The sequence below is a fragment of the Streptomyces aurantiogriseus genome (genome assembly GCF_014649375.1).
In the GTDB taxonomy this organism is placed as follows: domain Bacteria; phylum Actinomycetota; class Actinomycetes; order Streptomycetales; family Streptomycetaceae; genus Streptomyces; species Streptomyces aurantiogriseus.
Genome location: NZ_BMSX01000003.1, coordinates 485,399 through 511,194, shown reverse-complemented (window position 1 = coordinate 511,194; position 25,796 = coordinate 485,399). Strand labels below are relative to the sequence as shown.

24 protein-coding genes are annotated in these 25,796 nt (G+C 71.4%); 14 read left to right on the top strand and 10 right to left on the bottom strand.

The window, feature by feature from the left end; genetic code table 11:
- Nucleotides 1–37 precede the first annotated feature (37 nt).
- From IE263_RS08905 to IE263_RS08880, 6 genes are all read left to right on the top strand, one after another.
- A complete protein-coding gene (locus IE263_RS08905) occupies nucleotides 38–1,264 on the top strand; it encodes an IS701 family transposase (protein ID WP_229910861.1) in 1,227 nt (408 codons plus the stop codon).
- 298 nt (nucleotides 1,265–1,562) lie between these two features.
- The gene (locus tag IE263_RS08900; RefSeq protein ID WP_189934062.1) at nucleotides 1,563–2,735 is read left to right on the top strand and encodes a 3-deoxy-7-phosphoheptulonate synthase; all 1,173 of its coding nucleotides are present in this window, start codon (nucleotides 1,563–1,565) and stop codon (nucleotides 2,733–2,735) included.
- Between the two features lie 121 nt (nucleotides 2,736–2,856).
- Nucleotides 2,857–3,627, top strand: a complete 771-nt coding sequence (locus tag IE263_RS08895; protein ID WP_189934060.1) for a 2,3-dihydro-2,3-dihydroxybenzoate dehydrogenase — start codon at nucleotides 2,857–2,859, stop codon at nucleotides 3,625–3,627.
- Between the two features lie 41 nt (nucleotides 3,628–3,668).
- A complete protein-coding gene (locus tag IE263_RS08890; RefSeq protein WP_189934059.1) occupies nucleotides 3,669–4,325 on the top strand; it encodes an isochorismatase family protein in 657 nt (218 codons plus the stop codon).
- The gene (locus IE263_RS08885) at nucleotides 4,322–6,235 is read left to right on the top strand and encodes an anthranilate synthase family protein (protein ID WP_189934058.1); all 1,914 of its coding nucleotides are present in this window, start codon (nucleotides 4,322–4,324) and stop codon (nucleotides 6,233–6,235) included. The genes IE263_RS08890 and IE263_RS08885 overlap by 4 nt, the downstream gene beginning before the upstream one ends.
- Nucleotides 6,223–6,564, top strand: a complete 342-nt coding sequence (locus IE263_RS08880; RefSeq protein WP_189934057.1) for a hypothetical protein — start codon at nucleotides 6,223–6,225, stop codon at nucleotides 6,562–6,564. The genes IE263_RS08885 and IE263_RS08880 overlap by 13 nt, the downstream gene beginning before the upstream one ends.
- Before the next feature lie 27 nt (nucleotides 6,565–6,591).
- Here IE263_RS08880 and IE263_RS08875 read toward each other — a convergent pair whose 3' ends face one another.
- Nucleotides 6,592–8,541 (bottom strand): helix-turn-helix domain-containing protein, encoded by a 1,950-nt coding sequence (locus tag IE263_RS08875; protein ID WP_189934055.1) that lies wholly within the window; start codon nucleotides 8,539–8,541, stop codon nucleotides 6,592–6,594.
- A 301-nt stretch (nucleotides 8,542–8,842) separates the two neighbouring features.
- Between IE263_RS08875 and IE263_RS08870 the strand changes: the two genes are divergently transcribed.
- Together IE263_RS08870 and IE263_RS08865 are read left to right on the top strand one after the other, a co-directional pair.
- Nucleotides 8,843–10,060 (top strand): IS701 family transposase, encoded by a 1,218-nt coding sequence (locus IE263_RS08870; protein ID WP_229910860.1) that lies wholly within the window; start codon nucleotides 8,843–8,845, stop codon nucleotides 10,058–10,060.
- Nucleotides 10,061–10,249: 189 nt separating this feature from the next.
- Nucleotides 10,250–11,455 carry a 3-hydroxybenzoate 6-monooxygenase gene (locus IE263_RS08865; RefSeq protein WP_189934053.1) on the top strand — a complete coding sequence of 402 codons (1,206 nt, stop codon included), beginning with the start codon at nucleotides 10,250–10,252 and terminating at the stop codon, nucleotides 11,453–11,455.
- 18 nt (nucleotides 11,456–11,473) lie between these two features.
- On the opposite strand, the gene IE263_RS08860 is transcribed toward IE263_RS08865, so the two are convergent.
- Nucleotides 11,474–12,307 (bottom strand): AfsR/SARP family transcriptional regulator, encoded by an 834-nt coding sequence (locus IE263_RS08860; RefSeq protein ID WP_189934051.1) that lies wholly within the window; start codon nucleotides 12,305–12,307, stop codon nucleotides 11,474–11,476.
- Nucleotides 12,308–12,437: 130 nt separating this feature from the next.
- A complete protein-coding gene (locus IE263_RS08855) occupies nucleotides 12,438–13,109 on the bottom strand; it encodes a ScbR family autoregulator-binding transcription factor (RefSeq protein WP_189934049.1) in 672 nt (223 codons plus the stop codon).
- Between the two features lie 199 nt (nucleotides 13,110–13,308).
- Here IE263_RS08855 and IE263_RS08850 point away from each other — a divergent pair, with 199 nt between their 5' ends.
- Nucleotides 13,309–14,277 carry a ScbA/BarX family gamma-butyrolactone biosynthesis protein gene (locus tag IE263_RS08850; protein ID WP_229910859.1) on the top strand — a complete coding sequence of 323 codons (969 nt, stop codon included), beginning with the start codon at nucleotides 13,309–13,311 and terminating at the stop codon, nucleotides 14,275–14,277.
- A gap of 75 nt (nucleotides 14,278–14,352) precedes the next feature.
- On the opposite strand, the gene IE263_RS08845 is transcribed toward IE263_RS08850, so the two are convergent.
- Entirely contained in the window at nucleotides 14,353–15,147 is a 795-nt protein-coding gene (locus IE263_RS08845; protein ID WP_189934048.1) for an SDR family NAD(P)-dependent oxidoreductase, read from the bottom strand.
- A gap of 296 nt (nucleotides 15,148–15,443) precedes the next feature.
- Nucleotides 15,444–16,532 carry a redox-regulated ATPase YchF gene (gene ychF / locus IE263_RS08840; RefSeq protein WP_189934045.1) on the bottom strand — a complete coding sequence of 363 codons (1,089 nt, stop codon included), beginning with the start codon at nucleotides 16,530–16,532 and terminating at the stop codon, nucleotides 15,444–15,446.
- A gap of 169 nt (nucleotides 16,533–16,701) precedes the next feature.
- Between ychF and IE263_RS08835 the strand changes: the two genes are divergently transcribed.
- On the top strand, nucleotides 16,702–17,364 hold the full coding sequence (locus IE263_RS08835) for a DUF6542 domain-containing protein (RefSeq protein WP_189934043.1): 663 nt from the start codon (nucleotides 16,702–16,704) through the stop codon (nucleotides 17,362–17,364).
- Here the strand turns inward: IE263_RS08835 and ppgK are convergent.
- Nucleotides 17,361–18,107 (bottom strand): polyphosphate--glucose phosphotransferase, encoded by a 747-nt coding sequence (gene ppgK / locus IE263_RS08830; RefSeq protein ID WP_189934041.1) that lies wholly within the window; start codon nucleotides 18,105–18,107, stop codon nucleotides 17,361–17,363. The two genes, IE263_RS08835 and ppgK, sit on opposite strands and share 4 nt — an antisense overlap.
- Nucleotides 18,108–18,148: 41 nt before the next feature.
- Nucleotides 18,149–19,174 (bottom strand): 4-hydroxy-3-methylbut-2-enyl diphosphate reductase, encoded by a 1,026-nt coding sequence (locus IE263_RS08825; RefSeq protein ID WP_189934039.1) that lies wholly within the window; start codon nucleotides 19,172–19,174, stop codon nucleotides 18,149–18,151.
- A 201-nt stretch (nucleotides 19,175–19,375) separates the two neighbouring features.
- On the opposite strand from IE263_RS08825, the gene xseA reads away from it, so the two are divergent.
- Nucleotides 19,376–20,584 (top strand): exodeoxyribonuclease VII large subunit, encoded by a 1,209-nt coding sequence (gene xseA / locus IE263_RS08820; protein ID WP_189934037.1) that lies wholly within the window; start codon nucleotides 19,376–19,378, stop codon nucleotides 20,582–20,584.
- 57 nt (nucleotides 20,585–20,641) lie between these two features.
- Nucleotides 20,642–20,869 carry an exodeoxyribonuclease VII small subunit gene (locus IE263_RS08815; RefSeq protein WP_189934035.1) on the top strand — a complete coding sequence of 76 codons (228 nt, stop codon included), beginning with the start codon at nucleotides 20,642–20,644 and terminating at the stop codon, nucleotides 20,867–20,869.
- 53 nt (nucleotides 20,870–20,922) lie between these two features.
- On the opposite strand, the gene IE263_RS08810 is transcribed toward IE263_RS08815, so the two are convergent.
- Nucleotides 20,923–21,450 carry a DUF4245 domain-containing protein gene (locus tag IE263_RS08810; protein WP_189934033.1) on the bottom strand — a complete coding sequence of 176 codons (528 nt, stop codon included), beginning with the start codon at nucleotides 21,448–21,450 and terminating at the stop codon, nucleotides 20,923–20,925.
- Nucleotides 21,451–21,576: 126 nt separating this feature from the next.
- On the opposite strand from IE263_RS08810, the gene glpX reads away from it, so the two are divergent.
- Nucleotides 21,577–22,611: a class II fructose-bisphosphatase gene (glpX, locus tag IE263_RS08805; protein ID WP_189934031.1), complete on the top strand. Its 1,035-nt coding sequence runs from the start codon at nucleotides 21,577–21,579 to the stop codon at nucleotides 22,609–22,611.
- Nucleotides 22,612–22,708: 97 nt separating this feature from the next.
- On the opposite strand, the gene IE263_RS08800 is transcribed toward glpX, so the two are convergent.
- Together IE263_RS08800 and IE263_RS08795 are read right to left on the bottom strand one after the other, a co-directional pair.
- Nucleotides 22,709–23,086 (bottom strand): WhiB family transcriptional regulator, encoded by a 378-nt coding sequence (locus IE263_RS08800; RefSeq protein ID WP_189934029.1) that lies wholly within the window; start codon nucleotides 23,084–23,086, stop codon nucleotides 22,709–22,711.
- 108 nt (nucleotides 23,087–23,194) lie between these two features.
- On the bottom strand, nucleotides 23,195–23,884 hold the full coding sequence (locus tag IE263_RS08795) for a DUF1707 SHOCT-like domain-containing protein (protein WP_229910858.1): 690 nt from the start codon (nucleotides 23,882–23,884) through the stop codon (nucleotides 23,195–23,197).
- Nucleotides 23,885–24,054: 170 nt separating this feature from the next.
- On the opposite strand from IE263_RS08795, the gene IE263_RS08790 reads away from it, so the two are divergent.
- Nucleotides 24,055–25,719, top strand: a complete 1,665-nt coding sequence (locus IE263_RS08790) for a fumarate hydratase (protein ID WP_189934025.1) — start codon at nucleotides 24,055–24,057, stop codon at nucleotides 25,717–25,719.
- Nucleotides 25,720–25,796 lie beyond the last annotated feature (77 nt).

Genomic DNA, 25,796 nt, shown 5'->3' with positions numbered 1-25,796 from the left:
GGTTGCGGTGAAGCCATCCGAACTGTCATCCGTCCCGATGGACCACGGCTCCGGACGTTCCGCCGACCGGCGGCACCCCACCGGGCCCGTGCGCTACCCGTTCCTGGGCGACGACATCGTCGGTGAGCTGTGCTCGCTCATGTTCGCGTCACTGCCCAGGAGGGACCAGCGGGTGCGCGGCGAGCAGTACGTGCGCGGGTTGCTGACCACACCGGGCCGCAAGTCGGTGCGCAACATCGCCGCGCAGGCGGGCGGCGGGTCGGCGGTGCAGTCCCTGCACCACTTCGTCTCCAGCTCCACCTGGGACTGGCGGCCGATGCGGGCCGCCCTCGCCGCCCATGTGGAGCGGACCACCGCACCCGCCGCATGGGTCGTCCAGGCACTGACCATCCCCAAGTCGGGCCGGCACTCCGTGGGTGTGGGGCGGCGGTTCGTCCCCCAGCTGGGCCAGGTACTGCGCGGGCAGTGCGCGCTCGGGGTGTGGTTCGCCTCGGGGCCGGTGAGCGCGCCGGTCAACTGGCGGCTGCTGCTGCCCGAGGAGTGGACGCAGGACGCGGACCTGCGGCGCCGCGCCGAGCTCCCGGAGGGCGTCTCCGCCGAGACGGTCGAGGAGAGCGCGCTGGCCGCGGTCTCCCAGACCCTGCGCAACCCGGACGTCACCCCGCGCCCCGTCCTCCTGGACGTCCCGGGCAACTGGACCGACAGCGCGGTGCTCGACGGATTCGCCCGCTGCGGGCTGCCCGTCGTGGCCCGTGTGATGCCCGGCACCCGGCTCCTGGTCGCCGATCCGGCCATGCCCGGGTACGGCGCCGGGCCGCTGACCGCGGAGCAGATCCTGATGTCCGTACGAGGACTGCGCCGGACCGTGGCGTGGGACGACGCCGAACACGGCACCCGGCGGGCCTCCTCCGCCCTGTCGATCCGGGTGGCCACGCCCGGTTCCGCCCCGGCGGGCGACCGGCGGCCCCTGTACCTGCTGGGCGAGTGGGAGGACCAGTGGCAGCCGCCGGCCCGGATGTGGCTGACCGATCTGGCTGCGCCCCCGTGTCGGCTGCTGCGGCTGACCAAGCTGGGCCGCCGCGTCGCGCGCGATCTCGCGACGGTCGGTGACCGGGTCGGGCTGCGGGACTTCGAGGGGCGCTCGTTCCGCGGCTGGCACCGCCACACGACGCTCGCCGCGGTGGCGCACGCCGCGTCCCTGCTGACGGGGGTCACCGACGCCTCCGGCCCCTTCGACCAGCCGCGTCCGAGGCTCACCGCCTGACGTCGGGCAGTGGCCGCGCCACCACCGCGCCACCCGCCCGGTGTGCACGGACCACCGGCGGTGCCGTACGCCGTCCGCCACCTGACGAACTAGAACGAACGCCGTTGCCCCCGTGGTTGACGCGCATCGATAGTCGCAGTCGATCAGGCACGGCCCCCAGGACTCCGGCGGGGGCCGGCGGCGCGCGATTCCCCCGTAACGCCCGCGGCCCTCGCCGGACACCACTTCCGCCTTCGTCCTCCGAGCCCCAGCCATCCACCGGGCCCTGGCCCGATGTCTTCCCCCACAGGGACTTTTCATGATCGACACAGTGTCCTACGTGCGTTCTCTCCCGGCCCGGCAGCAGCCGGACTGGCACGACGACCCCACGCTCGAAGGAGTCCGCCACGACCTCTGCCGCATGCCCGCGCTTGTCGACGCCGACGCCGTACAGCGGCTGAGCGCCCTGCTCGGCGAGGCGGCCTCGGGCCGTCTGCGGGTGCTGCAGACCGGCGACTGCGCCGAGGACCCCGCCGAGGCCACACCCGACGACGTGGCCCGCAAGGCCGCTCTCCTCGATGTGCTCGCCGGCACGCTGAAGCTCACCTCCGCCAAGCCCGTGCTGCGGGTGGGGCGGATCGCCGGCCAGTACGGCAAGCCGCGCTCCCGGCCCACCGAGGTCGTGGGCGGCACCGAACTTCCCGTCTACCGGGGGCACATGGTCAACCGCCCCGAGCCGGACCCGGAGCTGCGCCGCCCCGACCCGCGCCATCTGCTCTCCGGATACCGGGCCGCGAGCGACACCATGCACTTCCTCGGCTGGCGCGGCACATCCCTGCGCCCGGAGCTGGACGTGCCCGTGTGGACCAGCCACGAGGCACTGCTGCTGGACTACGAACTCCCCCTGCTGCGCCGCGAGGCCGACGGTTCCCTGCTGCTCACCTCCACCCACTGGCCCTGGGTCGGGGAGCGCACCCGGCAGTTGGACGGGGCGCACATCGCGCTGCTCGCCGAGATCGACAACCCCGTCTCCGTCAAGGTCGGCCCGAGCATGACGCCGGACGAACTGCTGGCGCTGTGCGAGCGCCTGGACGCCGGGCGGCGGCCCGGCCGGCTCACCCTGATCGCCCGGATGGGGGCGCGGAACGCGGCCGAGAAGCTGCCCGCGCTGGTGGCGGCCGTCGCCGGCGCCGGTCACCCCGTGCTGTGGCTGTCCGATCCCATGCACGGCAACACCGTCACCAGCCCGGAGGGGCTGAAGACCCGTTATGTCGAGTCCGTGGTCCGCGAGGTGGAGAACTTCCAGTGCGCGGTGAACGGCAACGGCGGTGTCGCGGCCGGGCTGCATCTGGAGACCACCCCCGAGGCGGTCACCGAGTGCGTCCGCGACGCCTCGCACCTGGACCGGCTCGGCGACAAGTACCTGACCTTCTGCGACCCGCGGCTCAACCTCCAGCAGGCCATCGAGGTCGTCTCGGCCTGGCGTGGCTGACGACCCGTGGCACAGGACCCCGACCCGCACCCCGAAGGAGGCGGCGCACGCGACGGCACCCGGGACGGCAGGCGGAGCGGCACATGAAGCAGCAGACGAAGCAGCGCTGGGAGGCAACACCGTGAAAGGCACCATCGCCCTGGTGACCGGGGCGGCAGGCGGAATCGGAGAGGCGGTCGTCAGGCTGCTCGCCGAGCGGGACGTCACGGTCGCCGCCGTGGACCTGGACCCGGACCGGCTGGCCACCGCCGTCGGCAAGCTCACCGCGGACGGACACACCGTGCGCGCCTACCCCGCCGATGTCACCTCCAGCCGGGAGGTGGAACAGCTGGTGGACACGGTCGAGCGCGATCTCGGCCCGATCGACCACCTGGTGAACGCGGCCGGTGTGCTGCGTCTGGCCGAGGCCCACGCCCTCACCGACCAGGACTGGTCCACGACCTTCGGCGTCAACACCAACGGGGTCTTCTTCACCTCGCGTGCCGTCGTGAACCGCATGATCCCGCGCCGCCGGGGAGCCGTCGTCACCGTGGCCTCGAACGCGGCGGGCACGGCCCGCGACCGGATGGCCGCGTACGCCGCGTCCAAGGCGGCCACCACCGCCTTCACCAAGTGCCTCGGGCTGGAGGTGGCCCGGCACAACATCCGCTGCAACGTGGTGGCTCCGGGTTCCACGGACACCCCGATGCTGCACGGCATGCACACGGACCACGGCGCCGCGGCGGCGTCGATCGCCGGCAACCCCGACACGTACCGGGTCGGCATCCCCCTGGGCAAGATCGCCCGCCCCGAGGACATAGCCCTGGCCGTCGCCTTCCTGCTGTCGGACGAGGCCGGCCACATCACGATGCACAGCCTCACCGTCGACGGCGGAGCCACCCTCGGCGTCTGAGAGCCCCGCCCGTCCCTGCCCCGAAAGGACCCGCCCCACCCATGGCCGGCATCCCGCCCATCGAGCCGTACGAGTTGCCCGCACCCGGCGAGCTGCCTCCGGTGGCCGTCGACTGGCAGCCCGACCCCCGACGTGCCGTCCTGCTCGTGCACGACATGCAGGAGTACTTCCTCAAGCCCTTCCCACCCGATGTCGCGGACGTTCTCGTGCACAACGCGGCGCTGCTGCGCGACCGGTGCGCCCAGCTGGGCGTCCCGGTGGCCTACACGGCCCAGCCCGGCGGCATGACCCCCGAACAGCGCGGTCTGCTGGCCGACTTCTGGGGACCCGGCATGCGCACCTCCCCCGAGCACCGCCGGGTCGTCGCGCCCCTGGAACCCGCGGACGGCGACTGGGTACTCACCAAGTGGCGCTACAGCGCCTTCGCCCGCTCGGACCTGCTGGACCGCATGCGCGCACACGGCCGGGACCAACTCATCGTCTGCGGTGTGTACGCCCATGTCGGGGTGCTGATGACGGCGGTGGACGCCTTCACCCACGACATCCAGCCCTTCCTGGCGGCCGATGCCGTCGCCGACTTCTCCGCCGACTACCACCGTCTGGCCCTGACGTACGCGGCCGAGCGCTGCGCCCGGGTGGCCGTCACCAAGTCCCTGCTCGACGAGCTGGGCACGATGCCCGAGGAGGACCGCCGGTGACCACGAAGGAAGCCCCCACGGGCCGGCCGGAGGACACGTCCGACCTGCTGGCGCGCGTCCTGGACGGTTCGGCGCCGGCGTTCGCCCTGCTGCACCGCCCCGAGGCCACCGGCCGGGACACGCTGGAGGTGCTGCTCACCGACGCGGCGCCGTGCGCGTCCCTCGCCGAGCTGCCGCTGCCGGACTCCGCCGGTCCGGGCGGCGGCCACGAACTGCTCGCCCTGATCCCCTACCGCCAGATCGCCGAGCGCGGCTACGCCGCCCACGACGACGGCGAGCCGCTGATGGCGATGCCGGTCCGCGCGGCCCAGTCGCTGCCCCTGTCCCAGGCTCTCCTCCGGCTGCCGAACGAGCCGGTGAAGGTGGACGACGGCGGCTTCGACGTCTCCGACGAGGACTACGCGGACATCGTGCGCCGGGTGATCGCGGACGAGATCGGCACCGGCGAGGGCGCCAACTTCGTCATCAAGCGGGCCTTCACCGCGCAGCTGCCCGGTTTCACCCCGCGGGTCGCCCTGTCGTTCTTCCGCCGGCTGCTGGAGCGGGAGATCGGCGCCCACTGGACGTTCCTGATCCACACCGGCCGGCGCACCTTCGTGGGGGCCACGCCGGAGCGGCATATCAGCGTCGACAAGGGCAAGGCGGTGATGAACCCGATCAGCGGCACCTACCGGTACCCGGCCGGCGGCCCGTCCCTGGACGGTGTGCTGGAGTTCCTCGCCGACCGGAAGGAGACCGACGAGCTGTACATGGTCCTCGACGAGGAACTGAAGATGATGGCCCGGATCTGCCCCTCGGGCGGCCGGGTGGTGGGCCCGTACCTCAAGGAGATGGCGCGGCTCGCCCACACCGAGTACTTCATCGAGGGCGAGACCGACCACGACGTCCGGGACATCCTGCGCGAGACGCTGTTCGCCCCGACCGTGACCGGTTCCCCGCTGGAGAACGCCGCCCATGTGATCAGCCGCTACGAGCCGACCGGGCGCGGCTACTACAGCGGTGTGGCCGCGCTGATCGGCCGGGACGCCTCCGGTGCCCGTGCCCTGGACTCCTCGATCCTGATCCGCACCGCGGACATCTCCGCCGAGGGGCACCTGCGCATCGGGGTCGGGGCCACGCTGGTCCGTCACTCCGACCCGGACTCCGAGGTACGCGAGACGCGGGCCAAGGCGTCGGGTCTGCTGGCCGCGCTGGGCGAGCCGGAGCCCACCCGGTTCGCCGCGCACCCCGACGTCCGCTCCGCGCTGACGGCCCGCAACGACGGCATCGCGGACTTCTGGCTGGACGCGCCGGGCGGCCGGGCCCCGGACACCGGCGTGTTCGCCGGACACCGAGTGCTGGTGGTGGACGCCGAGGACACCTTCACCGCGATGATCGCCCATCAGCTGCGCTCCCTGGGACCGGAGGTGACGGTCCGCCGGTTCGACGAGGAGTACGACGTCGACGCCCACGACCTGGTGGTCATGGGGCCGGGGCCGGGCGATCCGCGGGACGTGTGGCACCCCAAGATCGCCCACCTGCGCACGACGATCTCGCAGCTGCTGGAGGAGCGGAGGCCGTTCCTGGCGGTGTGCCTGAGCCACCAGGTGCTCGGCTCGCTGCTCGGCCTGGACCTGGTCGCCCGCCCGGTGCCGAACCAGGGGGTACAGCGGACGATCGACCTGTTCGGCCGGCCCGCCAAGGTGGGCTTCTACAACAGTTTCGCCGCCCGCTCCGAGCGGGACACACTCGGCCATCCCGCCTTCGGCGAGGTGGCGGTCAGCCGGGATCCCGCGACCGGTGAGGTGCACGCGCTGCGGGGCCGGGGCTTCGCGTCCATGCAGTTCCACGCCGAGTCCGTGCTGACCCAGGACGGTCCGGAGATCGTGGGCTCGCTGCTGGGCGAGGTGGTGCGCTCGTGCACGCGGTAGTGGTCTGGTGGGACCTGGAGGGGTCGGGGCAGACCGTGGAGTCGCTGCGCGGCTTCCTGCGGGACGAGGCGGTGGATCGTTTCTCCCGGGCCGAGGGCCTGCGGCTGAAGTTCTGGATCTCCGACACGGCCGCCCAGCGCTGGGGTGCCGTGCTGCTGTGGGAGTCGGCCGAGGCCGCCGCGGCGCCGCTGCCGTCCCGTGCCGCCGAACTCATCGGCCGGCCGCCGAGCGTGCGCCTCGCCTTCGACGTGGAGGCCACCGCCGAGGGCGTGCACACCGTCGCGGCCCTGGCGGGCCGGGGCATCGCGCTGGAGACCCCGGCCGGATGAGACCGACGTACGGCGGCCCCGCCGGTGTCAGGCGTCCCCGTGGAGGCGCGGCCGGTCGGGGCGCCGTGCCTCCAGCACCCTGCGGGTGTTCTGCAGTTTCAGCGCCAGCTGCACCTCGAGCGCCCGCTGCGGCTTGTGCCAGTCCGGTCCCAGCAGTTCGGTGATCCGCTCCAGCCGGCGCGAGACGGTGTTGGGGTGGACGTGCAGCGTCTCGGCGGCGTACGTCGGGCTGCGGTCGGAGTCGAAGTACGCCTGGAGCGTCTTGGCGAGTTCGGTGAAGCGCTCGTTGTCGTACTCCAGCACCGGGCCGATCGCCGAGGTGATGAAGCCGTCGATGTCGTGGTCGTCGGAGAGTAGCATCCCGAGGAACCCCAGGTCGGAACTTGCCGCGGTGGCACCCTTCCCGCGCAGCAGGGTCAGAGCGTCCAGGCAGCGCAGCGCCTCCTGGTACACCCGGCCGATGTCGGCGGCGCCGCGGCCGGGTCCGGCGGCGGCGACCGAGACGGGATGGTCGAGCAGCGGCGAGAGTTCGGCGGACACCCGGCGGGCCGCGTCGGAGGCGTCGGAGGCGGGCAGCAGAAGGACGAGACAGCCGGCCCGTACGCACTTGAGGCCGTTCATCCGGTGTGCGTAGGAGGAGCCCCAGACCGCGGCCCGACCCTGTTCCCCGCCCTCCGGCCGGGCCAGCACCACCACGTGTTCCGCGCACAGGTCGATGCCGAGCCGCTCGGCGCGGTCCCTGAACTGGCGCTGGGAGCGGCTGGGCGGATCGGCCAGCAGGTCCTCCAGCAGCTCGTCGCGGACCGGGCCCTCGGCGATGACCGTGCTGCGCTGGAGCAGCAGCACCATGGTCACGGCCTGCGCGGCGAGTTGCAGCAGCTGCTCGTCCTCCGAGGTCAGCTCACCGGCCGGGCGCAGGATCAGTGCGCCGACGTTCTCGCCGCTGGCGTCGAGGGGGACGATCCACAGGCCGCTGGCGAGCGTGACGGGCGCACCACCGGCGTGCGCGTCGAGCACGGCCTCGGCGACGGCGGCGTCGTCCAGGCCGGATATCTCGCCGGTGGCGGTCAGGGTCCGGCCACCGGGGTCGCGCACCACCAGCGTGCCGTCCAGGGCGTGTCCCGCCGCGCTGGTGACCGCCGCCAGGTCGCTGCCGCCCAGGGCCAGGCCGATCAGCCGGCGCTGCATGTCGACCAGGCCGCGCATCCGGGTGAGGGACAGCTGGGCGCGGTAGGAGTCGTCCTCCAGGTCGTTGACGTCGGCGCGGACCTGGTCCAGCACCCGCGACTTGTCGATGGCGACGGCGGCCAGATCGGCCAGGGTGCGCATCAGCCCGGCCTCGTTCGGGGTGAAGTGCCGCACCGTGCGGTCGGAACCGTACAGCGCGCCGAAGGGGGCGCCGCCGCGGTGCAGCGGCACGGCGAGGATGGCCCGCTGGCCCTCGGCCCGCACCACGTCGTCGATGCGCTCGCAGTGCTGTATCCGCTCGTCCTTCAGGTAGTCGGCGGTCCAGAACGCGGCGTTGCGGGCGGTGAGCGCGTCACCGAAGCCATAGCCCGGCTCGACCTGGAGGCCCACGCTCAGCGCGGTGGTCTCGCCCTCGGAGGTGCGGATGCGCCAGCTGCCGTCGGTCTCGTCGAGCAGGCTGATGTAGGCCAGGTCGAAGCCGAGCAGCCGCCGGGCCTGACGGATGATCACCCGCAGCAGGCTGTCGAGGTCGTGCGGGTACGTCAGATCGCGGGCGGTGTCGACCAGGGCCGCCAGATCGGCCTCACGTTTCTGCCGCTGGCCGAAGAGCGCCAGCACGGACATGCCCAGCCGGGTGGCGCGTTCGGCACGTTCCAGTTGCCCGGGGCCGGCCCCGGAGTCGCGCGCCGCTTCGAGCAGCGCCTCGATCTCGGCGGCCGGTGCCTCCTGTGCCAGCAGTTCCAGGACCTGGAACGCATAAGCGTCGTCCGGTGATGACGCATCCGACACAGAAACCGACCCCCCAGACGGCCAGGATGGCCAAGTCGTACTCGTCGTTAACCTACGGTCCGTCACTTGTAGCAGTCAAGGCGGTTACGGGTGGTGACCGAACCACCGCCCGGGCCCTGCCGCGTGGTGTCCGGACCACCACCCCGTCCACCGCGCACCCGGCGTACCCGGCAGCCCGCGGCGGAGGTGGCCGGGCACCTGGGTCGCGGTGCAGCACGGTGACGGGTGGACCTCGCAGGCGGGCGGCCGGAGGGGGACGGTGAAGGCGCACGCGCACTGCTGCCGAATCGACGGGAGAGTCATGAACGCGCCCACCCGCGCGACCCCGCCCCCTTGCGACGCGGCCACCGCGGATCTGCTCACCGGGCTGAGCGACGAGTTGTTCGCCTCCCTGCGCCGCCGAGACCAGCGGCTGCGGGGAGAGCAGTACATCCGCGGCCTGCTGGTCGCGCGGGGGCGCAAGTCGGTCCGCAACATCGCCGCCGCCGTGGGCCACCCCGAGTCGGAACAGAACCTGCATCACTTCATCGCCGACTCGACCTGGGACTGGCGCCCCATCCGGGCGGCCCTGGCCCGGCACCTGCAGCGGACCGCGCCGCCGGCCGCCTGGGTGGTCGAGCCGCTGCCCATCCCGAAAGCGGGCCGGCACTCGGTGGGCGTGGCCCGGCAGCGCCATCCGCAGCTCGGCCATGTCTTCCGCGGCCAGGAGGCGTTCGGGCTGTGGTACGCCTCGCCCCGGCTGAGCGTGCCCGTCAACTGGCGGCTGCTGCTGCCCGACGCCTGGGCGCGCGACGCCGAACGCCGCCACCGGGTGTCGGTGCCCGAGGAGATACGGCCGGAGACCCGCGACGAGTGTGCCGCCGCCGTGGTCCTGGAAGCGGTGCGGCACTGGGACGTCCCGGTGCGCCCGGTGGTGATCGACGGCCGCGGACCCGGCATGGACGCCGTACGGCACCGGCTCTCGACAGCCCGGATCCCCGTGCTGGCGCGGGTGAACCCGGCCACCCGGCTGCGTGTCGCCGACACCGCGCTGCCCGGGTTCGGGGCGGGTCCGCTGCCCGCAGAGCGGATCATGCAGGCGGTGCTGGGACTGCGCCGGTCGGTGCCGCACCCGTCCGCGCCGGGACCCGGCCCGCATCCGGTGCTGGCGACGGCCGTGCTGGTGGAGGCCCCCGCCCGGCTCGGCGCTCTGCTGCCCCGGCCGCGGGGATCACGGCAGCTCCGGCTCCTGGGCGAGTGGCACGACCCGCAGCGCCCGCCGGCCCGGCTGTGGCTGACCGATGTGCCGGACGTGTCCGTGCCCCAGCTGCTGCGGACGACGGCACTCGCGGGCCGGGTGGCCGCCGACCTCGCCGAGGCGGGCGGCCCGGTAGGACTGCGGGACTACTCGGGCCGCTCCTTCGACGGCTGGCACCGGCACATCACCCTGGCCTCGGTGGCCCACGCGGTCGCTTTACTCGCCGGGCGCGGCCCCGACCGGGAACTGGCCACCACCGCCCGCCCCGGGCCACCGATCTGACCGCGCCCACGGCGTTGTGACGAAGTGCCCGTCGCCGCGTTGCCCGCCGTCCCGGTGGCATGGCTGGATCGAGCCCGGCACACGAGCCGCGCGCGCCGAAGGTGCCGGAACGGGACAGCGAGCGGCGTCGGCCCGCCGCGTCCGACCGAACGAGACAGCGCACGACGGAACGGAAGGGATACGGGAAGAATGGCTCGGATTCTTGTCGCCGGCGGCGGCATAGGTGGACTCGCCACCGCACTGTCCCTGGCACAGCGGGGTCACCGCGCGACGGTGCTGGAACGCGGTGAGGTCTTCGCGGAGATCGGCGCGGGCATCCAGCTCGGCCCGAACGCCTTCCACGCCCTCGATCTGCTGGGCGTGGGGCAGGCGGTGCGCGACCGCGCCGTCTTCATCGACGAACTGCGCTTCATGGACGGGACGACGGACGAGAAGGTCGCGGCCATGCCGCTCACCGAGGCGTACCGCACCCGCTTCGGCAATCCCTACGCGGTGGTGCACCGGGGCGATCTGTTCCAGCCGCTGCTGACCGCGTGCCAGGCGTCCGACGCCGTCGAACTGATCGCGGCCGCGACCGTCGAGCGCTACACGCAGGACGCGGACGGTGTCGACGTCCGCACCGCCGACGGCCGGACCCTCCGGGCCGACGTCCTGGTCGGCGCCGACGGAATCCGCTCCACGGTGCGCCGACAGCTGCTCGGCGACGGCGATCCACGGGTCTCCGGGCACACCATCTACCGGTCGGTGATCCCCATCGAGAAGGTCCCGGAGGAACTGCGGTGGAACGCCGTGACCCTGTGGGCCGGTCCCCAGTGGCACTTCGTGCATTACATCATCGGCGGCGGCCGGTATCTGAACCTCGCCGTGACCCGTGACGACGGCGCCCGCGTGCCGGTGGCCGGCCGTCCCGTGGAGCGCGAGCACGTCCTCGGGCGGTTCCCGGGCGTGGGCGAGACACCGGCGCGGCTGCTCGAACTCGGCGAGGGCTGGCGCGAGTGGGTGCTGTGCGACCGTGACCCGGTGGACACCTGGACCGACGGCCGGGTCGTCCTGGTGGGCGACGCCGCCCACCCGATGCTCCAGTACGCGGCCCAGGGGGCCTGCCAGGCCCTGGAGGACGCGGTCGTGCTGGGCGCTCTGCTGGAGGGCGGCACCGGCGACGACGTGGCGCGGCGGCTGGAGAAGTTCAACGCCGAGCGGCGTGAACGCACCGGGCGGACCCAGCTCGTGGCCCGTGAGATGGGCACCCGGCTCTACCACCCGGCGGGCCGGGCCGCCGAGGAACGCAACGCGATGCTGCGTTCCCTGACGGTCGACGACCTCTACGACAAGGTGGCGTGGCTGCACGGTGCACGGGACTTCGCCCGTGCCGCGGGCGGGCCGGCCCGCGGGTGACACCGGATCGCCCCGGGGTCAGCCTGCCCAGGCCAGCGGTGGAGCGGTGAACTCCGTGACCGCACCACCGGGTCCCATCGACATGTTGAGGATCCGGTCACGCAACCGCCGTAGCACCGGGCTGACTTCGGGGCCGCCCTCGCGGTGCAGGGTCGAGCAGAGCCGGTCGTAGACCCGCAGCGCTTCGGCGGGGCGTCCGCAGCGGGCCAGGGCGGTCATGTAGTGGCGGTGCAGCCCCTGGTGGGTGCTGTGCCGGGCGACGAGTGCGCCGAGTTCGACGAGGCGTTCACGGTGGTGACCCAGTTGCAGTTCGATCGCGGCCCACTGGTCGAGTGCGGCCATCCGGTCGTCGTGCAGCAAGGTGGTGTGCGCCCGCAGCACGGGGCCCTGCTCCAGGTCGCACAGTGAGTTGTCGGTCCACAACGACAGTGCCAGACGCAGCCGTTCGGCGGCCCTGACCGCGTTGCCGGTGGCCATGGCCCGGTATCCGGCGCCGATGTGCCGCTCGAACTGGCGGGCGTCCAGCACTCCGCCACAGTTGTCCAGCCGGTACCCGGCGGGCGTGGAGATCAGCAGATCCGCACCCGTGGTCCGGCCCCTCCCGCGGGAGTGCGAGGCGCGCAGCGCCTCCGTCAGCTTCCAGCGTATGGAGGTGATGAGGGCGACCAGCCGTGAGTCGCCGCCCGGCGGCGAACCGTTCGGCCACAACTCCTGTGCGATCAGGCAGGTCGGCACGACCTGATCCGCACGGAGCGCCAGCAGTGCCAGGACCCTGCGGGCCTCCGGCTCCTCCGGCAGGGCCGACCGGCCGCTCACCGACACCTGCAGACGTCCAAGAACCTTGATGTCCATCAATCCCCCGCTTCACACAATCAGTGCTGCGCTGGAATTGATTCAAAAAGATACCTGCGGGTCTGTCAATAACAGACCAGCGAGTCCAAAAGTAGCGCCCATCACATGCCGACGCGCGTTCATCCACAGCTCACGCGATGTCCACGCCGGGTGTCACGGCGGCCGGCTCCAGGACCGCCTCGGCCAGTACCTGGGCTCCCCGGTCCGGGCGGACGTCCAGGCGCAGCAGCACCGAGGGGACGGCGATTCCGGCCAGCAAGTGCCGGTAGAGAGTGAGGATTTCCCGCTCCAGATCCAGTGGCGGTGTGATGGTCGACACCATCGCGTTCATGCCGCCGAAGGCCCCGACCGTGATACGCGCGGTCTCCGCCGGGTCGACGTGCAGCAGCAGTTCCCCGCACTCCTTCGCCTCGGTCAGCACCCGGGTGTTGCGCTCCACCCACTCGACATACGGTGAACTGCGGTTTATCTCGGGCACCTGCTCCAGCGACAGCCGCACACTGGCACGCAGCAGCGGGTCACTGACCAGCAGATGCGCGAACAGCAGCCCCATGTCGACGTACTCCTGCATCTTGTACGTCTGCGGGGAGGGCACCGGCGTCTCGCTGACCTGTGCGTCCAGCACCGCGTTGGCGAGGGCTTCCTTGCTGGTGAAGTGGAAGTACAGCGCGCCCTTGGTGAGCTTGGCCCGCTCCAGGATGTCCGACAGCTTCGCGGCCCGGTAACCCTTCTCGTCGAAGACGATCGCCGCCGCCTCCAGGATCGCGCGGCGCGTGCGAATCGCTCTGTCCTGCTTCGCCATCGGAGTTACCACCCTTCTGTGCCACGGCGCTCCCGCCGTCAGCCTTGCGCCTGTTCAAACCAAACTGTGAGGTATGGATTCAAGGATTATTCATGACACAGACGATAGGTAGCCCCTTGCAAAGTAAACTCTCCAGTACGTAACGTCTCCGCCCGGCGGACAGGACCATGTGAACCGACCTGGCACATGGGGCTTACACATGGGGGAACCATTCATGATGCAGTCGTTCGTGGCGGACGCGCGCCCGGGGGCGGTTGACGTTCCGGAGCTGACCCGGACCGTGCCCCGGCAGCTGGTGCATCGCGCCGCAGTCGCCGAGGTCTTTCTCACGGGCTGGTCGGCCCTCGACGAGGGCCGCACCCGCGTCCTGGCCCAGTGGCCCAGGGCCCACAGTTTCTACACGCCCGTCGACGGCCGGCACGACCCCCTGCTCGTCGCCGAGACCATCCGGCAGGCCGGGGTCCTCGTGGCGCACGCCGTCCACGACGTGCCGCTGGGCCACCGCTTCCTGATGTGGGGGCTGCACTTCACGGTTCGGCCCGACCATCTGGCGGTCGGTACGCGCCCCGCGGACCTGGAACTGGACGTGGACTTCAGCGAGGTGCGCGGCCCGAAGGGGCGGCTGGAAGGCCCGTACACCGTGACTATCCGTCTCGAGGACCGGGTCGTGGCCACCGGGGGCGCCCGCTTCACCTGCACCTCCCCCGCGGTCTACCGGCGGCTGCGCGGGGCGCGGCTGGAGCAGTCCGCGCAGGGCGGCGGCGCGGCGGCGACGCCCCCGCAGCCCCTGCCCCCGGCGTCGGTCGGCCGTCAGTCCGCGTTCGACGTGGTGCTGGCCGGGAGCGAGTCGACCCGGCGCTGGCAGCTGCGCGTGGACACCGCTCACCCCATCCTCTTCGACCACCCCGACGACCACATACCGGGGATGGTGCTGCTGGAGGCGGCCCGCCAGGCCGCGACGGCCCTCTCGCCCGAGGGCAGTGTGCTTGTCGCCATGGAGAACGGCTTCGACCGGTACGTGGAGTTCGGCTCCCCGTGCTGGATCGAGGCGGAGGAGCTGCCGGCCGACGACCCGGCCGGGCGGCCCGGCGGGGTGCGGGTCGTGGGGCGCCAGGACGGCGAGCAGGTGTTCAGCAGCCTGCTGACCCTGGACCGGCCCACCGCCTGACCGCACCGGCGCCGCCGCGCGGACGTCGCGGGACTCCCGACGCGTCACCAGCGGTCCGGGAGTCCCGTACGACCGTCACAGATCGGTGCCCCCGCTCACATCCAGGTACTGGCCGGTGACCCAGCGGGCGTCGTCGGAGGCGAGAAAGGCCACCACGTCCGCCACGTCGGAGGGCATGCCGATCCGGCCGAAGACCGAGCGTGCGGCCAGCGCGTCCCGCGCCTCGGGGGTGGCCCTGCGCCGGGCGTTCATGTCCGTCTCGACGAAGCCCGGCGCGACCGTGTTGACGGTGATGCCCCGGCCGCCGAGTTCCTTCGCCAGGCACAGGGTCAGGGTGTCCAGCGCGCCCTTGGACATCGCGTACGCCACGGACTCCGGGAAGGCGTGCCGGGAGGCGAGCGAGGAGACGTTGACGATCCGCCCGCCGTCCCTCATCCGCGGCAGCGCTTGCTGCACGAGAAAGTACGGGGCCTTGGCGTTGACGGCCATCATCCGGTCGAAGACCTCGGGAACGGCCCGCCCCACCGGCCCGGAACCGCTCACCCCCGCGTTGTTCACGAGGATGTCGAGCGCGCCGCCCTCGGTGACTTCGCCGGCTTCCGACCCCTCCTCCCGCAGCCCGGCGTCGAACGCCTCGAAAACGGCGGCAGCGTCGCCCGGCACCCCCAGCTCCGCGCCGACCGGGAAGGCCCGCCCGCCGTTCTTGCGGATCTCCGCCACGGTGTCCAGTGCCGCGGCCTCGCTGTGGCCGTAGTGAACCCCGACCAGAGCCCCGTCGTGCGCGAGCCGGACGGCGATGGCCCGGCCGATGCCCCGCGCGGCCCCGGTGACGAGCGCGACCTTCCCCGTCAGTGCGCGATGGCTGTCCACTGAACCCCCTGTACGTCGATGCGGTCAGGGAGAGTTCATCACGCGCCGCCGGTGCAGCACGACGTCGACGCCGTCGCAGACACCGCACAGGGACCAGGTATCAGCCAGGTCCCCCGTACGACGTCCACACCGAGGGCACCGGCCTGGGGGGGGCGAGTGCAGAGTCGGGTACGGAGGGTGATTGATTCCCGGCACCATCCCAGCATGGGCAAAGACCAGGGGCCCGACCCCGAAGAGCCGGACCCCATCTGACCTGCATATTTACCAGGACACCAACGTGGTGTCATGTCATCCGCTCACACGTTGAAGCGGAACTCCACGACGTCCCCGTCCTGCATCACATAGTCCTTGCCCTCCATGCGCGCCTTCCCCTTCGCGCGGGCTTCCGCCACCGAGCCGGTCTCCACCAGGTCGGCGAAGGAGATGACCTCCGCCTTGATGAAGCCCTTCTGGAAGTCGGTGTGGATGACGCCGGCGGCCTCGGGGGCGGTGGCGCCCCTCTTGATGGTCCAGGCGCGGGACTCCTTGGGACCGGCCGTGAGGTAGGTCTGGAGGCCGAGGGTGTTGAAGCCGACGCGGGCGAGGGTGGCGAGGCCGGGCTCTTCGGCGCCGACCGACTCCAGCAGTTCCATCGCGTCCTCCTCGTCGAGCTCGGCGAGGTCCGCCTCCAGCTTGGCGTTGAGGAAGATCGCCTCGGCGGGGGCGACCAGGGTGCGCTGCTCGTCCTTGAAGGCGTCGTCGACCAGCTCGTCCTCGTCGACGTTGAAGACGTAGAGGAAGGGCTTCGTCGTCAGAAGGTGCAGGTCGTGCAGGGGTTCCGCGCGCTCGCTGCCCTGGACGATGCCATGCGCGAAGAGCGTGTCGCCCTTCTCCAGGATCTCCTTCGCCTCCTCGACGGCCTTGACCTTGGGGGCGATGTCCTTCTTGATCCGCGACTCCTTCTGGAGGCGCGGCAGGACCTTCTCGATCGTCTGGAGGTCGGCGAGGATCAGCTCGGTGTTGATCGTCTCGATGTCGTTCTTGGGCGAGACCTTGCCGTCGACGTGGACGACGTTCTCGTCCTTGAAGGCGCGGATGACCTGGCAGATCGCGTCGGACTCCCGGATGTTCGCCAGGAACTTGTTGCCCAGGCCCTCGCCCTCGCTCGCGCCGCGCACGATGCCCGCGATGTCGACGAAGTCGACGGTCGCCGGGAGGATCCGCTGCGAGTTGAAGATCTCCGCCAGCTTGGTGAGGCGGGCGTCGGGGACGCCGACCACGCCCACGTTGGGCTCGATCGTGGCGAACGGGTAGTTGGCCGCCAGCACGTCGTTCTTGGTCAGGGCGTTGAACAGGGTCGACTTGCCGACATTCGGCAGACCGACGATTCCGATCGTGAGCGACACGTTGCGACTTCCCGTAGTGAGAGGGCCAGGGGGCCAGGGGGCTGGCCGATCCACCAGTTTACGGCGTGCCCGCAACCGCCCCGGCGGACAGCTCGAACGCATGGCCAAGGTCTCTCTCACGGCGTGTCCCGCGCCCGATTCGGCACATAAACCGACCTAAGTTGGACCGATGGAGCACCACAGGACCCGCCTCCCGCAGAACGGAACGCGACGCGGCACCCCACCCCTTCCGCCGCAGGCAGACCGGGGCAGGGCCGGTGGCGGAGGCGAGGGCGCGGGCCGGAACCGGGGACCCGGCTCCGGTACGCCTCCGAAGGCCCGCCACCCCTCGGCGCTCCCCCGGCCCGCCCGCGCCCCCGGCGCTCGCACCCCGCCCCCGCCGCCAGCCGTACGGCGGCCGCCGAACCCCCGGCTCACCGGGCTCGGCGGCGGCCTGTTCAGCGTGGCACTGATGCTGGCCCTCGGCTGGCTGGACCAGCTGCTGTTCGGTGCCTCGCCGACCGTGTACAGCGTGCTGTTCCTGCCGGTGTGTCTGCTGACCGCGCTGTGGGTGCGCCGGGCCGAACTGTTCTCCGCGCCCGTCGTCGCACCGATCGCCTTCGCCGTGGGGCTCGTACCCGTCGCCGACAGCGGCAACGGGCTGGGGTCGCACCTGATGGGCCTGTTCACCGCCCTGGCCACCCAGGCCGGCTGGCTGTACGCGGGGACGCTCCTGGCAGGAGTGGTGGCGCTGGTGCGCCGGGTGAGGGTGGCGATCAGGACACGTCGCCGACGCGGCCGGGCAGGCGTCCGGCGCTGGCCGTCCGGGCCGCCGGACCCGCCCTGGCTCTAGCTCCCCTTCGCCGCCCGCATCGCCGCCCCCACGATGCCCGCGTTGTTCTGCAGCTGCGCCGGGACGATCTCCGCCTTGATGCCCTCGATGAAGGGCAGGAACTTCTGCGCCTTGCGGCTGACGCCGCCGCCGATGATGAACAGCTCGGGCGAGAAGAGCATCTCCACATGGGCGAGGTACTTCTGGACGCGGCGGGCCCAGTGCTCCCACGTCAGCTCGGCGTCCTCCTTGGCCTTGCTGGAGGCGCGCTTCTCCGCGTCATGGCCGTTCAGCTCGAGATGGCCCAGCTCGGTGTTGGGGACGAGGACGCCGTCGGCGAAGAGGGCGCTGCCGATACCCGTGCCGAACGTCAGCAGGATCACCGTGCCGCTGCGGTCGCGGCCGGCGCCGAAGGCGACCTCGGCGACGCCCGCCGCGTCCGCGTCGTTGACCACCGTCACCGGCAGGCCGCCCAGCCGCTCGCTGAACAGGGCACGCGCGTCCGTGTCGATCCAGCTCTTGTCCACGTTGGCCGCCGTACGGATGGTGGAGCCGCCGGTGACCACACCCGGGAAGGTGAGCCCCACCGGTCCCGTCCACCCGAAGTGGTCGACGACCTGCTTCACGCCGTCGGCCACCCCGTCCGGTGTCGCCGGCTGAGGGGTGAGCACCTTGCAGCGCTCCTGGGCCAGATCGCCCCTGTCCAGGTCCACAGGGGCGCCCTTGATCCCGGATCCACCGATGTCCACGCCGAAGATCTGCATGGCTCTACGTTACGACGATCGACTGACAGTCACTCCGCCGGTCACTGCGCGGAGGCGTCCGCCGTCCCGCTGCCGCCCCGCTCGGCCACCAGCGCCGCGGCCTCTTCGCGCAGGTCACGGCGGAGTTCCTTGGGCAGCGAGAAGGTGATGTGCTCATCGGCGGCCTTGACCAGCTCGACGTCGCCGTAGCCACGCTCGGCGAGCCAGGCCAGGACCTCCTCGACGAGAACCTCCGGGACGGAGGCGCCGGAGGTGACGCCCACCGTGGTCACGCCCTCCAGCCAGGCCTCGTCGATCTCGCTGGCGAAGTCCACGAGGTACGCCGCGCGCGAGCCGGCGAGCTTGGCGACCTCGACGAGCCGCTTGGAGTTGGAGGAGTTGCGGGAGCCGACGACGATCACCAGCTCCGCCTCGGCGCCCATCTGCTTCACCGCGAGCTGACGGTTCTGCGTGGCGTAGCAGATGTCGTCGCTGGGCGGGGAGATCAGCTGCGGGAACTTCCCCTTCAGTGCGTCGACGGTCTCCATGGTCTCGTCGACGGAGAGGGTGGTCTGCGACAGCCAGACGACCTTGGACGGGTCGCGGACCTCGACCTTCGCGACGTCCTCGGGGCCGTCGACGAGCTGGATGTGGTCGGGGGCCTCACCGGAGGTGCCGATGACCTCCTCGTGCCCCTCGTGACCGATCAGGAGGATGTCGTAGTCCTCGTCGGCGAAGCGGACGGCTTCCTTGTGGACCTTGGTGACCAGGGGGCAGGTCGCGTCGATGGTGGCGAGCCGGCCGCGCCTGGCCTCCTCGTGGACGACGGGGGCGACGCCGTGCGCCGAGAACATCACGATGTTGCCCGGCGGGACCTCCTCCGTCTGCTCGACGAAGATGGCGCCCTTCTTCTCCAGGGTCTGCACGACGTACTTGTTGTGGACGATCTCGTGGCGGACGTAGACGGGAGCGCCGTACTGCTCCAGGGCTTTCTCGACGGCGATCACGGCGCGGTCCACACCCGCGCAGTAGCCCCGGGGGGCGGCGAGCAGGACACGGCGGCCAGACGAAGCAGTCATGCGTCCCATCGTAAGGCCGGGTGCGGCCACCGCTGGGTCACTGGGGGCTGCCGCCCCCAGACCCCCGCTTCGGCCCTGGACGGGCCTCGTCCTCAAGCTCCCCCAGACGGGCTGATTCTCCGGCCGGCACCCAAGGGCTCGACCCTCGCAGCAGTCGCGCCCCATGCGGCGCACGCCGGATTGTCAGTGACGGCCACTACCCTCGCGGGCATGGCTGTCAACACGTCCGCCGAGACGCCCCTGCCCGTGGGTGAGGTGTCCCGGCTCATCGGGGGGTGGATCGACCGGCTCGGCGCGGTGTGGGTCGAGGGGCAGATCACCCAGTTGTCGCGGCGTCCGGGAGCGGGCGTCGTGTTTCTGACGCTGCGGGATCCGTCGTACGACATCTCGGTGAGTGTGACGTGCTTCCGCCAGGTGTTCGACGCGGTCGCGGACGTCGTCGGCGAGGGCGCGCGCGTCGTCGTCCACGCGAAGCCGGAGTGGTACGCGCCGCGGGGGCAGTTGTCGCTGCGGGCGGTCGAGATACGGCCGGTGGGGGTCGGGGAGCTGCTGGCGCGGTTGGAGCAGCTGAAGAAGTCCCTCGCCGCGGAGGGGCTGTTCGCGGCGGAGAGGAAGAAGGCTCTGCCTTTCCTCCCGCAGCTCATCGGACTCGTCTGCGGGCGGGCCTCCGCCGCGGAGCGGGACGTCCTCGAGAACGCCCGGCACCGCTGGCCGGCCGTCCGCTTCGAGGTACGCAACGTCGCCGTGCAGGGGGTGCACGCTGTGCCGCAGGTCGTCCAGGCCGTGAAGGAGCTGGACGCGCTGGAGGACGTGGACGTGATCATCGTGGCGCGTGGCGGCGGCAGCGTGGAGGACCTGCTGCCGTTCTCCGACGAGCAGCTGGTGCGGGCGGTCGCGGCCTGTCGTACGCCCGTCGTGTCGGCGATCGGGCACGAGCCCGACAATCCGCTCCTGGATCACGTGGCCGACCTGCGCGCCTCCACGCCCACCGACGCGGCCAAGAAGGTCGTACCGGACGTCGGTGAGGAGCTGGAGCGGGTGCGGATGCTGCGCGGCCGGGCGCGGCGGTGCATGGAGGCCTTCGTGGAGCGGGAGGAGCGCGGGCTCGCCCACGCGATCGCGCGGCCCGTGATACAGGATCCGCACCGGATGATCGACGAGCGCGCGGAGCAGGTCGCCTCGCTGGTCGACCGTTCCCGGCGCACGCTCGGCCATCTCCTGGACCGCGCCGACTCAGAGCTGACGCACACCCACGCGCGCGTGGTGGCGCTCTCCCCCGCCGCGACACTGAAGCGGGGGTACGCGGTACTGCAGAGGGCCGACGGGCATGTGGTCCGGGATCCGGGCGAGGTGACGGCGGACGAGGCGCTGCGGGCGCGGGTCGCCGAGGGCGAGTTCACGGTTCGAGTCGACGGCTAGTCGGCGACGGTCGGCCGGCGGCGGTTCGTTGTCGGCGGTTACTTAGGGATTGGGTGCATGACTGGCAAGACGGACGAGGCGCTCGGGTACGAGCAGGCGCGCGACGAGCTGATCGAGGTCGTACGCCGCCTGGAGGCGGGGGGTACGACGCTGGAGGAGTCCCTCGCCCTGTGGGAGCGCGGTGAGGAGCTGGCCAAGGTGTGCCGGCGCTGGCTGGAGGGCGCGCGGGCACGGCTGGACGCGGCGCTGGCCGAGGAGGAAGAAGAGGGGGAGCAGCAGGGGTAGGGCCACTTCGCGCGCTGGGCACGACGCTCACGCCGTCCCGCTCGTCCGCACCCTCACTCCATGCGCAGCGACTCCGCCACCTGCGCCAGCTTGGCGAACGAGGCCGTGCCGGCCACCACCGTCGTCGAGCCGTCGGCGCTCTCCAGGACGAAGGCGTCGTAGCGGCCGTCGGTGTAGCGCGTCCAGGTCTGGCCGCCCAGCGTCTCGGTGACGTCCGTCTTCCGGGCGCCCTGGGTCGCCTCGTCGATGAACTCGGAGCGTTTCTCCTGAGCGGACTGCTCGATCTGGACGTACTCGTCGTCAGGGGTGTGGAAGCCGAGGTGCCAGGCGTCGGAGTCGGCGCCGTCGAAGCGCACGGAGGTCGCCTTCCAGTCGGCCGGCAGGCCCTCGGGCGCGGCCACCGGGTACGAGGCCGCGCGGCGTGCCGTGAGGAGCTCCACGCGGTAGTCGACCCGCTTGATGTCGGGAGCCTGATCGTCGTGCGGGATGAAGAGGTACATCACCGCCCCCGCGACCATGATCAGGCCCAGGGAGAGCACCATGTCCCGGACCGTCTGCGTCTTGCCTTTCGAACCTGCCACGCCCCCTATCGTCGCAGGTACCCGGCGCGCTCATCCGTGGGGTCCCCTGCTCATTTTGTCGGACTGACGATAGAGTCGAGCTCGAACCCTCATCCGGCCGTCGTCGTATCAGAAAGGTGCGCTCCGATGACCGAGCATCATCATCTGCCGTCCGAACTCGATGTCCCTTCCGAGGCCCCCGACCGCAACCTCGCCCTGGAACTGGTCCGGGTGACCGAAGCGGCCGCGATGGCCGCGGGCCGCTGGGTGGGGCGCGGCGACAAGAACGGCGCCGACGGCGCCGCGGTGCGTGCGATGCGGACGCTCGTCTCCACCGTCTCGATGAACGGCGTGGTCGTCATCGGCGAGGGCGAGAAGGACGAGGCCCCGATGCTCTTCAACGGCGAGCGCGTCGGCGACGGCACCGGACCCGAGGTCGACATCGCCGTCGACCCGATCGACGGCACCACGCTGACGGCCAAGGGCATGCCGAACGCGATCGCCGTCCTCGCGGCCACCGAGCGCGGGGCGATGTTCGACCCGTCCGCCGTGTTCTACATGGACAAGCTGGTCACCGGCCCGGAGGCCGCCGAGTTCGTCGACATCAATGCGCCCATCGAGGTCAACATCCGCCGGGTCGCGAAGGCCAAGCGGGCCACCCCCGAGGACGTCACCGTCGTCATCCTCGACCGGCCCCGGCACGAGGGCATGATCAAGGAAATCCGGGACACCGGCGCGCGCATCAAGCTGATCTCCGACGGCGATGTCGCCGGCTCGATCCTGGCGCTGCGTGAGGGCACCGGGATCGATCTGCTGCTCGGGGTCGGCGGCACGCCCGAGGGGATCATCTCGGCCTGTGCCGTGAAGTGCCTGGGCGGCACCATCCAGGGCAAGTTGTGGCCCAAGGACGACGAGGAGCGGCAGCGGGCGCTGGACGCGGGGCACGATCTTGATCGTGTGCTGACGACCGAGGATCTGGTGACCGGCGAGAACGTCTTCTTCGTCGCCACCGGGATCACCGACGGGGAGTTGCTGCGGGGGGTGCGCTACCGGTCGGAGACCGCCACCACCGACTCGATCGTGATGCGGTCCAAGTCGGGGACGGTGCGGCGGATCGATTCCGAGCATCGGCTCAGCAAGCTGCGGGCTTACAGCGCGATCGATTTCGACCGCGCGAAGTAGCCGCGCACGCGGTGCGGGAGCTGCGGACCATGGGCGGCCCCGCACCCGGAAGCAGTGGGCGCCCCCGGTGCGGAGGGGGCGCCCTGCTTTTCGTGTGTCAGCCTGCCGCGGCTATGCGGTTCGCTGCCCTCGCCGCTTTCTTCAGCTCCATGTCGCGGCGGCGGCGCCGGGCCAGGACCACTCGGCGTTCGGCGGCGGTGAGGCCGCCCCAGACGCCGTAGGGCTCGGGTTGCAGGAGGGCGTGCTCGCGGCACTCCACCATGACCGGACAGCGGGCGCAGACCCGCTTGGCCGCCTCCTCGCGGGAGAGGCGGGCGGCGGTGGGTTCCTTGGAGGGGGCGAAGAACAAGCCTGCCTCGTCGCGCCGGCACACGGCCTCGGTGTGCCAGGGAGCGTCTTGGTCCCTGTCGCGCGCTGGCACCCGCTGGGCCGGAACAGCGGCTACCTGCAGGGACGAATGCGGCGGTTGCAGCACGGTCTACTCCTGACGACGGCTTCGCGAGCGAGAGACGATGCAGCAAGCCCTACCCGCTGTGCGCGCGCCTATGCACTGAGTCCCGAAGCGCACCGGCATTCACAACCGTCAACGGTCCAGGTGTTTGCGCAGACTCTTGTCGACCTTGCGCTGGACGCGATCGAGGATGTCCGCGACGAGTCTGCCGCGCTTCGGCCGGGCCTCGATGTTGCCGAGGACGGCCCAGCCGTCGACGTAGACGACCGGGGCGTCGGGCTCGGGCGAATCGAGCGTGTCCACCTCGAAGTTGCCGAGGACGCCGCCGCCGGTGCCGCGCAGCGACACGTTCTCCGGGACGCGGACCTCGACGTTGCCGAAGACCGAGTACGCCTTGATGACGACCTGCTGGTACTCGAAGAGCGCCTCGCTCAGGTCGATCTCGACGCTGCCGAAGACCGCGTACGCGTGGATGCGACGCCCGGCGCGCCAGCGGCCCTTGCGGACGCTGCTGCTGAAGATCGCGACCAGGTTGTCGTCGGGGTCGGCGGGAATCGCGCCGGCCGACGGGCGGCCCGGGGCCGGGGCGTGCGGCGGGGCGTGCCGCTGATGGGCGGCCGGCAGGTCCCGGATGAACACGTCCAGTTCGCCGACCGTCTTGGCGGCCAGCACGCCCTCGACGCGCTCGGCGTGCTCCTCGGTGGTGAGGCGCCCCTCGGCGAGGGCCTCGCGCAGGATGTCGGCGACACGGTCACGGTCGGCGTCCGAGGCGCGCAACTCGGCGACGGAGGCGCGCGGTTCGGTCTGCTTCTGAAGGTCCACGGCAGCAGCGTACAGAAACACGATAGATCGCGATAGCCCCTCTTCGGCCATCGATCGGAGTCGAACTGAGCCTTACCTCACAAGCTCGGCGTCAGTGGCAGGTTCTACGCTGGTGGGCGCTTGCCAATGGAGGCCGGCCGCGCTGTCTGTCGAGTGAGGAATGGGCACCGATGCCTGAGTTCGAGTACACCGATCTGCTCCCCATGGGAGAGGACACCACCCCCTACCGGCTGGTGACCTCCGAGGGTGTCTCCACCTTCGAGGCCGACGGGCGGACGTTCCTCAGGGTGGAGCCGGAGGCGCTGCGCAAGCTGGCCGAGGAGGCCATCCACGACATCCAGCACTACCTGCGCCCGGCCCACCTCGCGCAGCTGCGCCGCATCATCGACGACCCCGAGGCGTCCGGCAACGACAAGTTCGTCGCCCTCGACCTGCTGAAGAACGCGAACATCGCGGCGGCGGGCGTGCTCCCGATGTGCCAGGACACCGGCACGGCGATCGTCATGGGCAAGCGCGGGCAGAACGTGCTCACGCAGGGGCGGGACGAGGAGGCGCTGTCCCGGGGCATCTACGACGCCTACACGAAGCTGAACCTCCGCTACTCGCAGATGGCTCCGCTCACCATGTGGGAGGAGAAGAACACGGGCTCCAACCTCCCCGCGCAGATCGAGCTGTACGCGACGGACGGCGGCGCCTACAAGTTCCTGTTCATGGCGAAGGGCGGCGGCTCCGCCAACAAGTCGTTCCTGTACCAGGAGACGAAGGCCGTTCTGAACGAGGCCTCCATGATGAAGTTCCTGGAGGAGAAGATCCGCTCGCTGGGTACGGCCGCCTGCCCGCCCTACCACCTGGCGATCGTCGTCGGCGGTACCTCCGCCGAGTACGCGCTGAAGACCGCGAAGTACGCCTCCGCGCACTACCTGGACGAGATCCCGGCCGAGGGATCGCCGCTCGGGCACGGCTTCCGGGACAAGGAGCTGGAGGAGAAGGTCTTCGAGCTGACCCAGAAGATCGGCATCGGCGCGCAGTTCGGCGGCAAGTACTTCTGCCACGACGTGCGGGTGGTGCGGCTGCCGCGGCACGGGGCGTCCTGCCCTGTCGCCATCGCTGTGTCCTGCTCGGCCGACCGCCAGGCGGTCGCGAAGATCACGGCGGAGGGCGTCTTCCTGGAGCAGCTGGAGACGGACCCGGCGCGGTTCCTGCCGGAGACGACGGACGACCACCTGGACGAGGGCGACGTGGTGAGGATCGACCTCAACCAGCCGATGGACGACATCCTCGCCGAGCTGACCAAGTACCCGGTGAAGACGCGGCTCTCGCTCTCCGGTCCGCTGGTCGTGGCCCGCGACATCGCGCACGCCAAGATCAAGGAGCGGCTGGACGCGGGGGAGGAGATGCCGCAGTACCTGAAGGACCACCCCGTGTACTACGCCGGGCCGGCGAAGACGCCCGAGGGCTACGCGTCCGGCTCCTTCGGGCCGACCACGGCCGGGCGTATGGACTCCTACGTCGAGCAGTTCCAGGCGGCGGGGGGTTCGAAGGTGATGCTGGCGAAGGGCAACCGGTCGCAGCAGGTCACGGACGCGTGCGGGGCGCACGGCGGTTTCTACCTCGGCTCGATCGGCGGTCCGGCGGCCCGGCTCGCCCAGGACTGCATCAAGAAGGTCGAGGTCGTCGAGTACGAGGAGCTCGGCATGGAGGCCGTCTGGAAGATCGAGGTCGAGGACTTCCCGGCGTTCATCGTCGTCGACGACAAGGGCAACGACTTCTTCAAGGACCCGGCGCCGGCGCCGACGTTCACGACCATTCCCGTGCGGGGGCCGGGGCTGGCGTAGCCGTTCGGGGGCGGCGGGAGGCTTTCGTCGCCCCCGCCGCCCCTACCCGTCCCGTCCCCGGGAACGGCCACGGACGG

What these genes read in the sequence shown, in the direction of transcription:
- xseA (WP_189934037.1), top strand. Translation starts at nt 19,376, where the DNA reads ATGGCTGTCAACACGTCCGCCGAGACGCCCCTGCCCGTGGGTGAGGTG.
- IE263_RS08890 (WP_189934059.1), top strand. Translation starts at nt 3,669, where the DNA reads ATGGCCGGCATCCCGCCCATCGAGCCGTACGAGTTGCCCGCACCCGGC.
- glpX (WP_189934031.1), top strand. Translation starts at nt 21,577, where the DNA reads ATGACCGAGCATCATCATCTGCCGTCCGAACTCGATGTCCCTTCCGAG.
- IE263_RS08860 (WP_189934051.1), bottom strand. Translation starts at nt 12,307, where the DNA reads ATGGACATCAAGGTTCTTGGACGTCTGCAGGTGTCGGTGAGCGGCCGG.
- IE263_RS08790 (WP_189934025.1), top strand. Translation starts at nt 24,055, where the DNA reads ATGCCTGAGTTCGAGTACACCGATCTGCTCCCCATGGGAGAGGACACC.
- IE263_RS08865 (WP_189934053.1), top strand. Translation starts at nt 10,250, where the DNA reads ATGGCTCGGATTCTTGTCGCCGGCGGCGGCATAGGTGGACTCGCCACC.
- IE263_RS08815 (WP_189934035.1), top strand. Translation starts at nt 20,642, where the DNA reads ATGACTGGCAAGACGGACGAGGCGCTCGGGTACGAGCAGGCGCGCGAC.
- IE263_RS08900 (WP_189934062.1), top strand. Translation starts at nt 1,563, where the DNA reads ATGATCGACACAGTGTCCTACGTGCGTTCTCTCCCGGCCCGGCAGCAG.
- IE263_RS08850 (WP_229910859.1), top strand. Translation starts at nt 13,309, where the DNA reads ATGGGGGAACCATTCATGATGCAGTCGTTCGTGGCGGACGCGCGCCCG.
- IE263_RS08825 (WP_189934039.1), bottom strand. Translation starts at nt 19,174, where the DNA reads ATGGGACGCATGACTGCTTCGTCTGGCCGCCGTGTCCTGCTCGCCGCC.
- IE263_RS08835 (WP_189934043.1), top strand. Translation starts at nt 16,702, where the DNA reads ATGGAGCACCACAGGACCCGCCTCCCGCAGAACGGAACGCGACGCGGC.
- IE263_RS08905 (WP_229910861.1), top strand. Translation starts at nt 38, where the DNA reads ATGGACCACGGCTCCGGACGTTCCGCCGACCGGCGGCACCCCACCGGG.
- IE263_RS08855 (WP_189934049.1), bottom strand. Translation starts at nt 13,109, where the DNA reads ATGGCGAAGCAGGACAGAGCGATTCGCACGCGCCGCGCGATCCTGGAG.
- ppgK (WP_189934041.1), bottom strand. Translation starts at nt 18,107, where the DNA reads ATGCAGATCTTCGGCGTGGACATCGGTGGATCCGGGATCAAGGGCGCC.
- IE263_RS08870 (WP_229910860.1), top strand. Translation starts at nt 8,843, where the DNA reads ATGAACGCGCCCACCCGCGCGACCCCGCCCCCTTGCGACGCGGCCACC.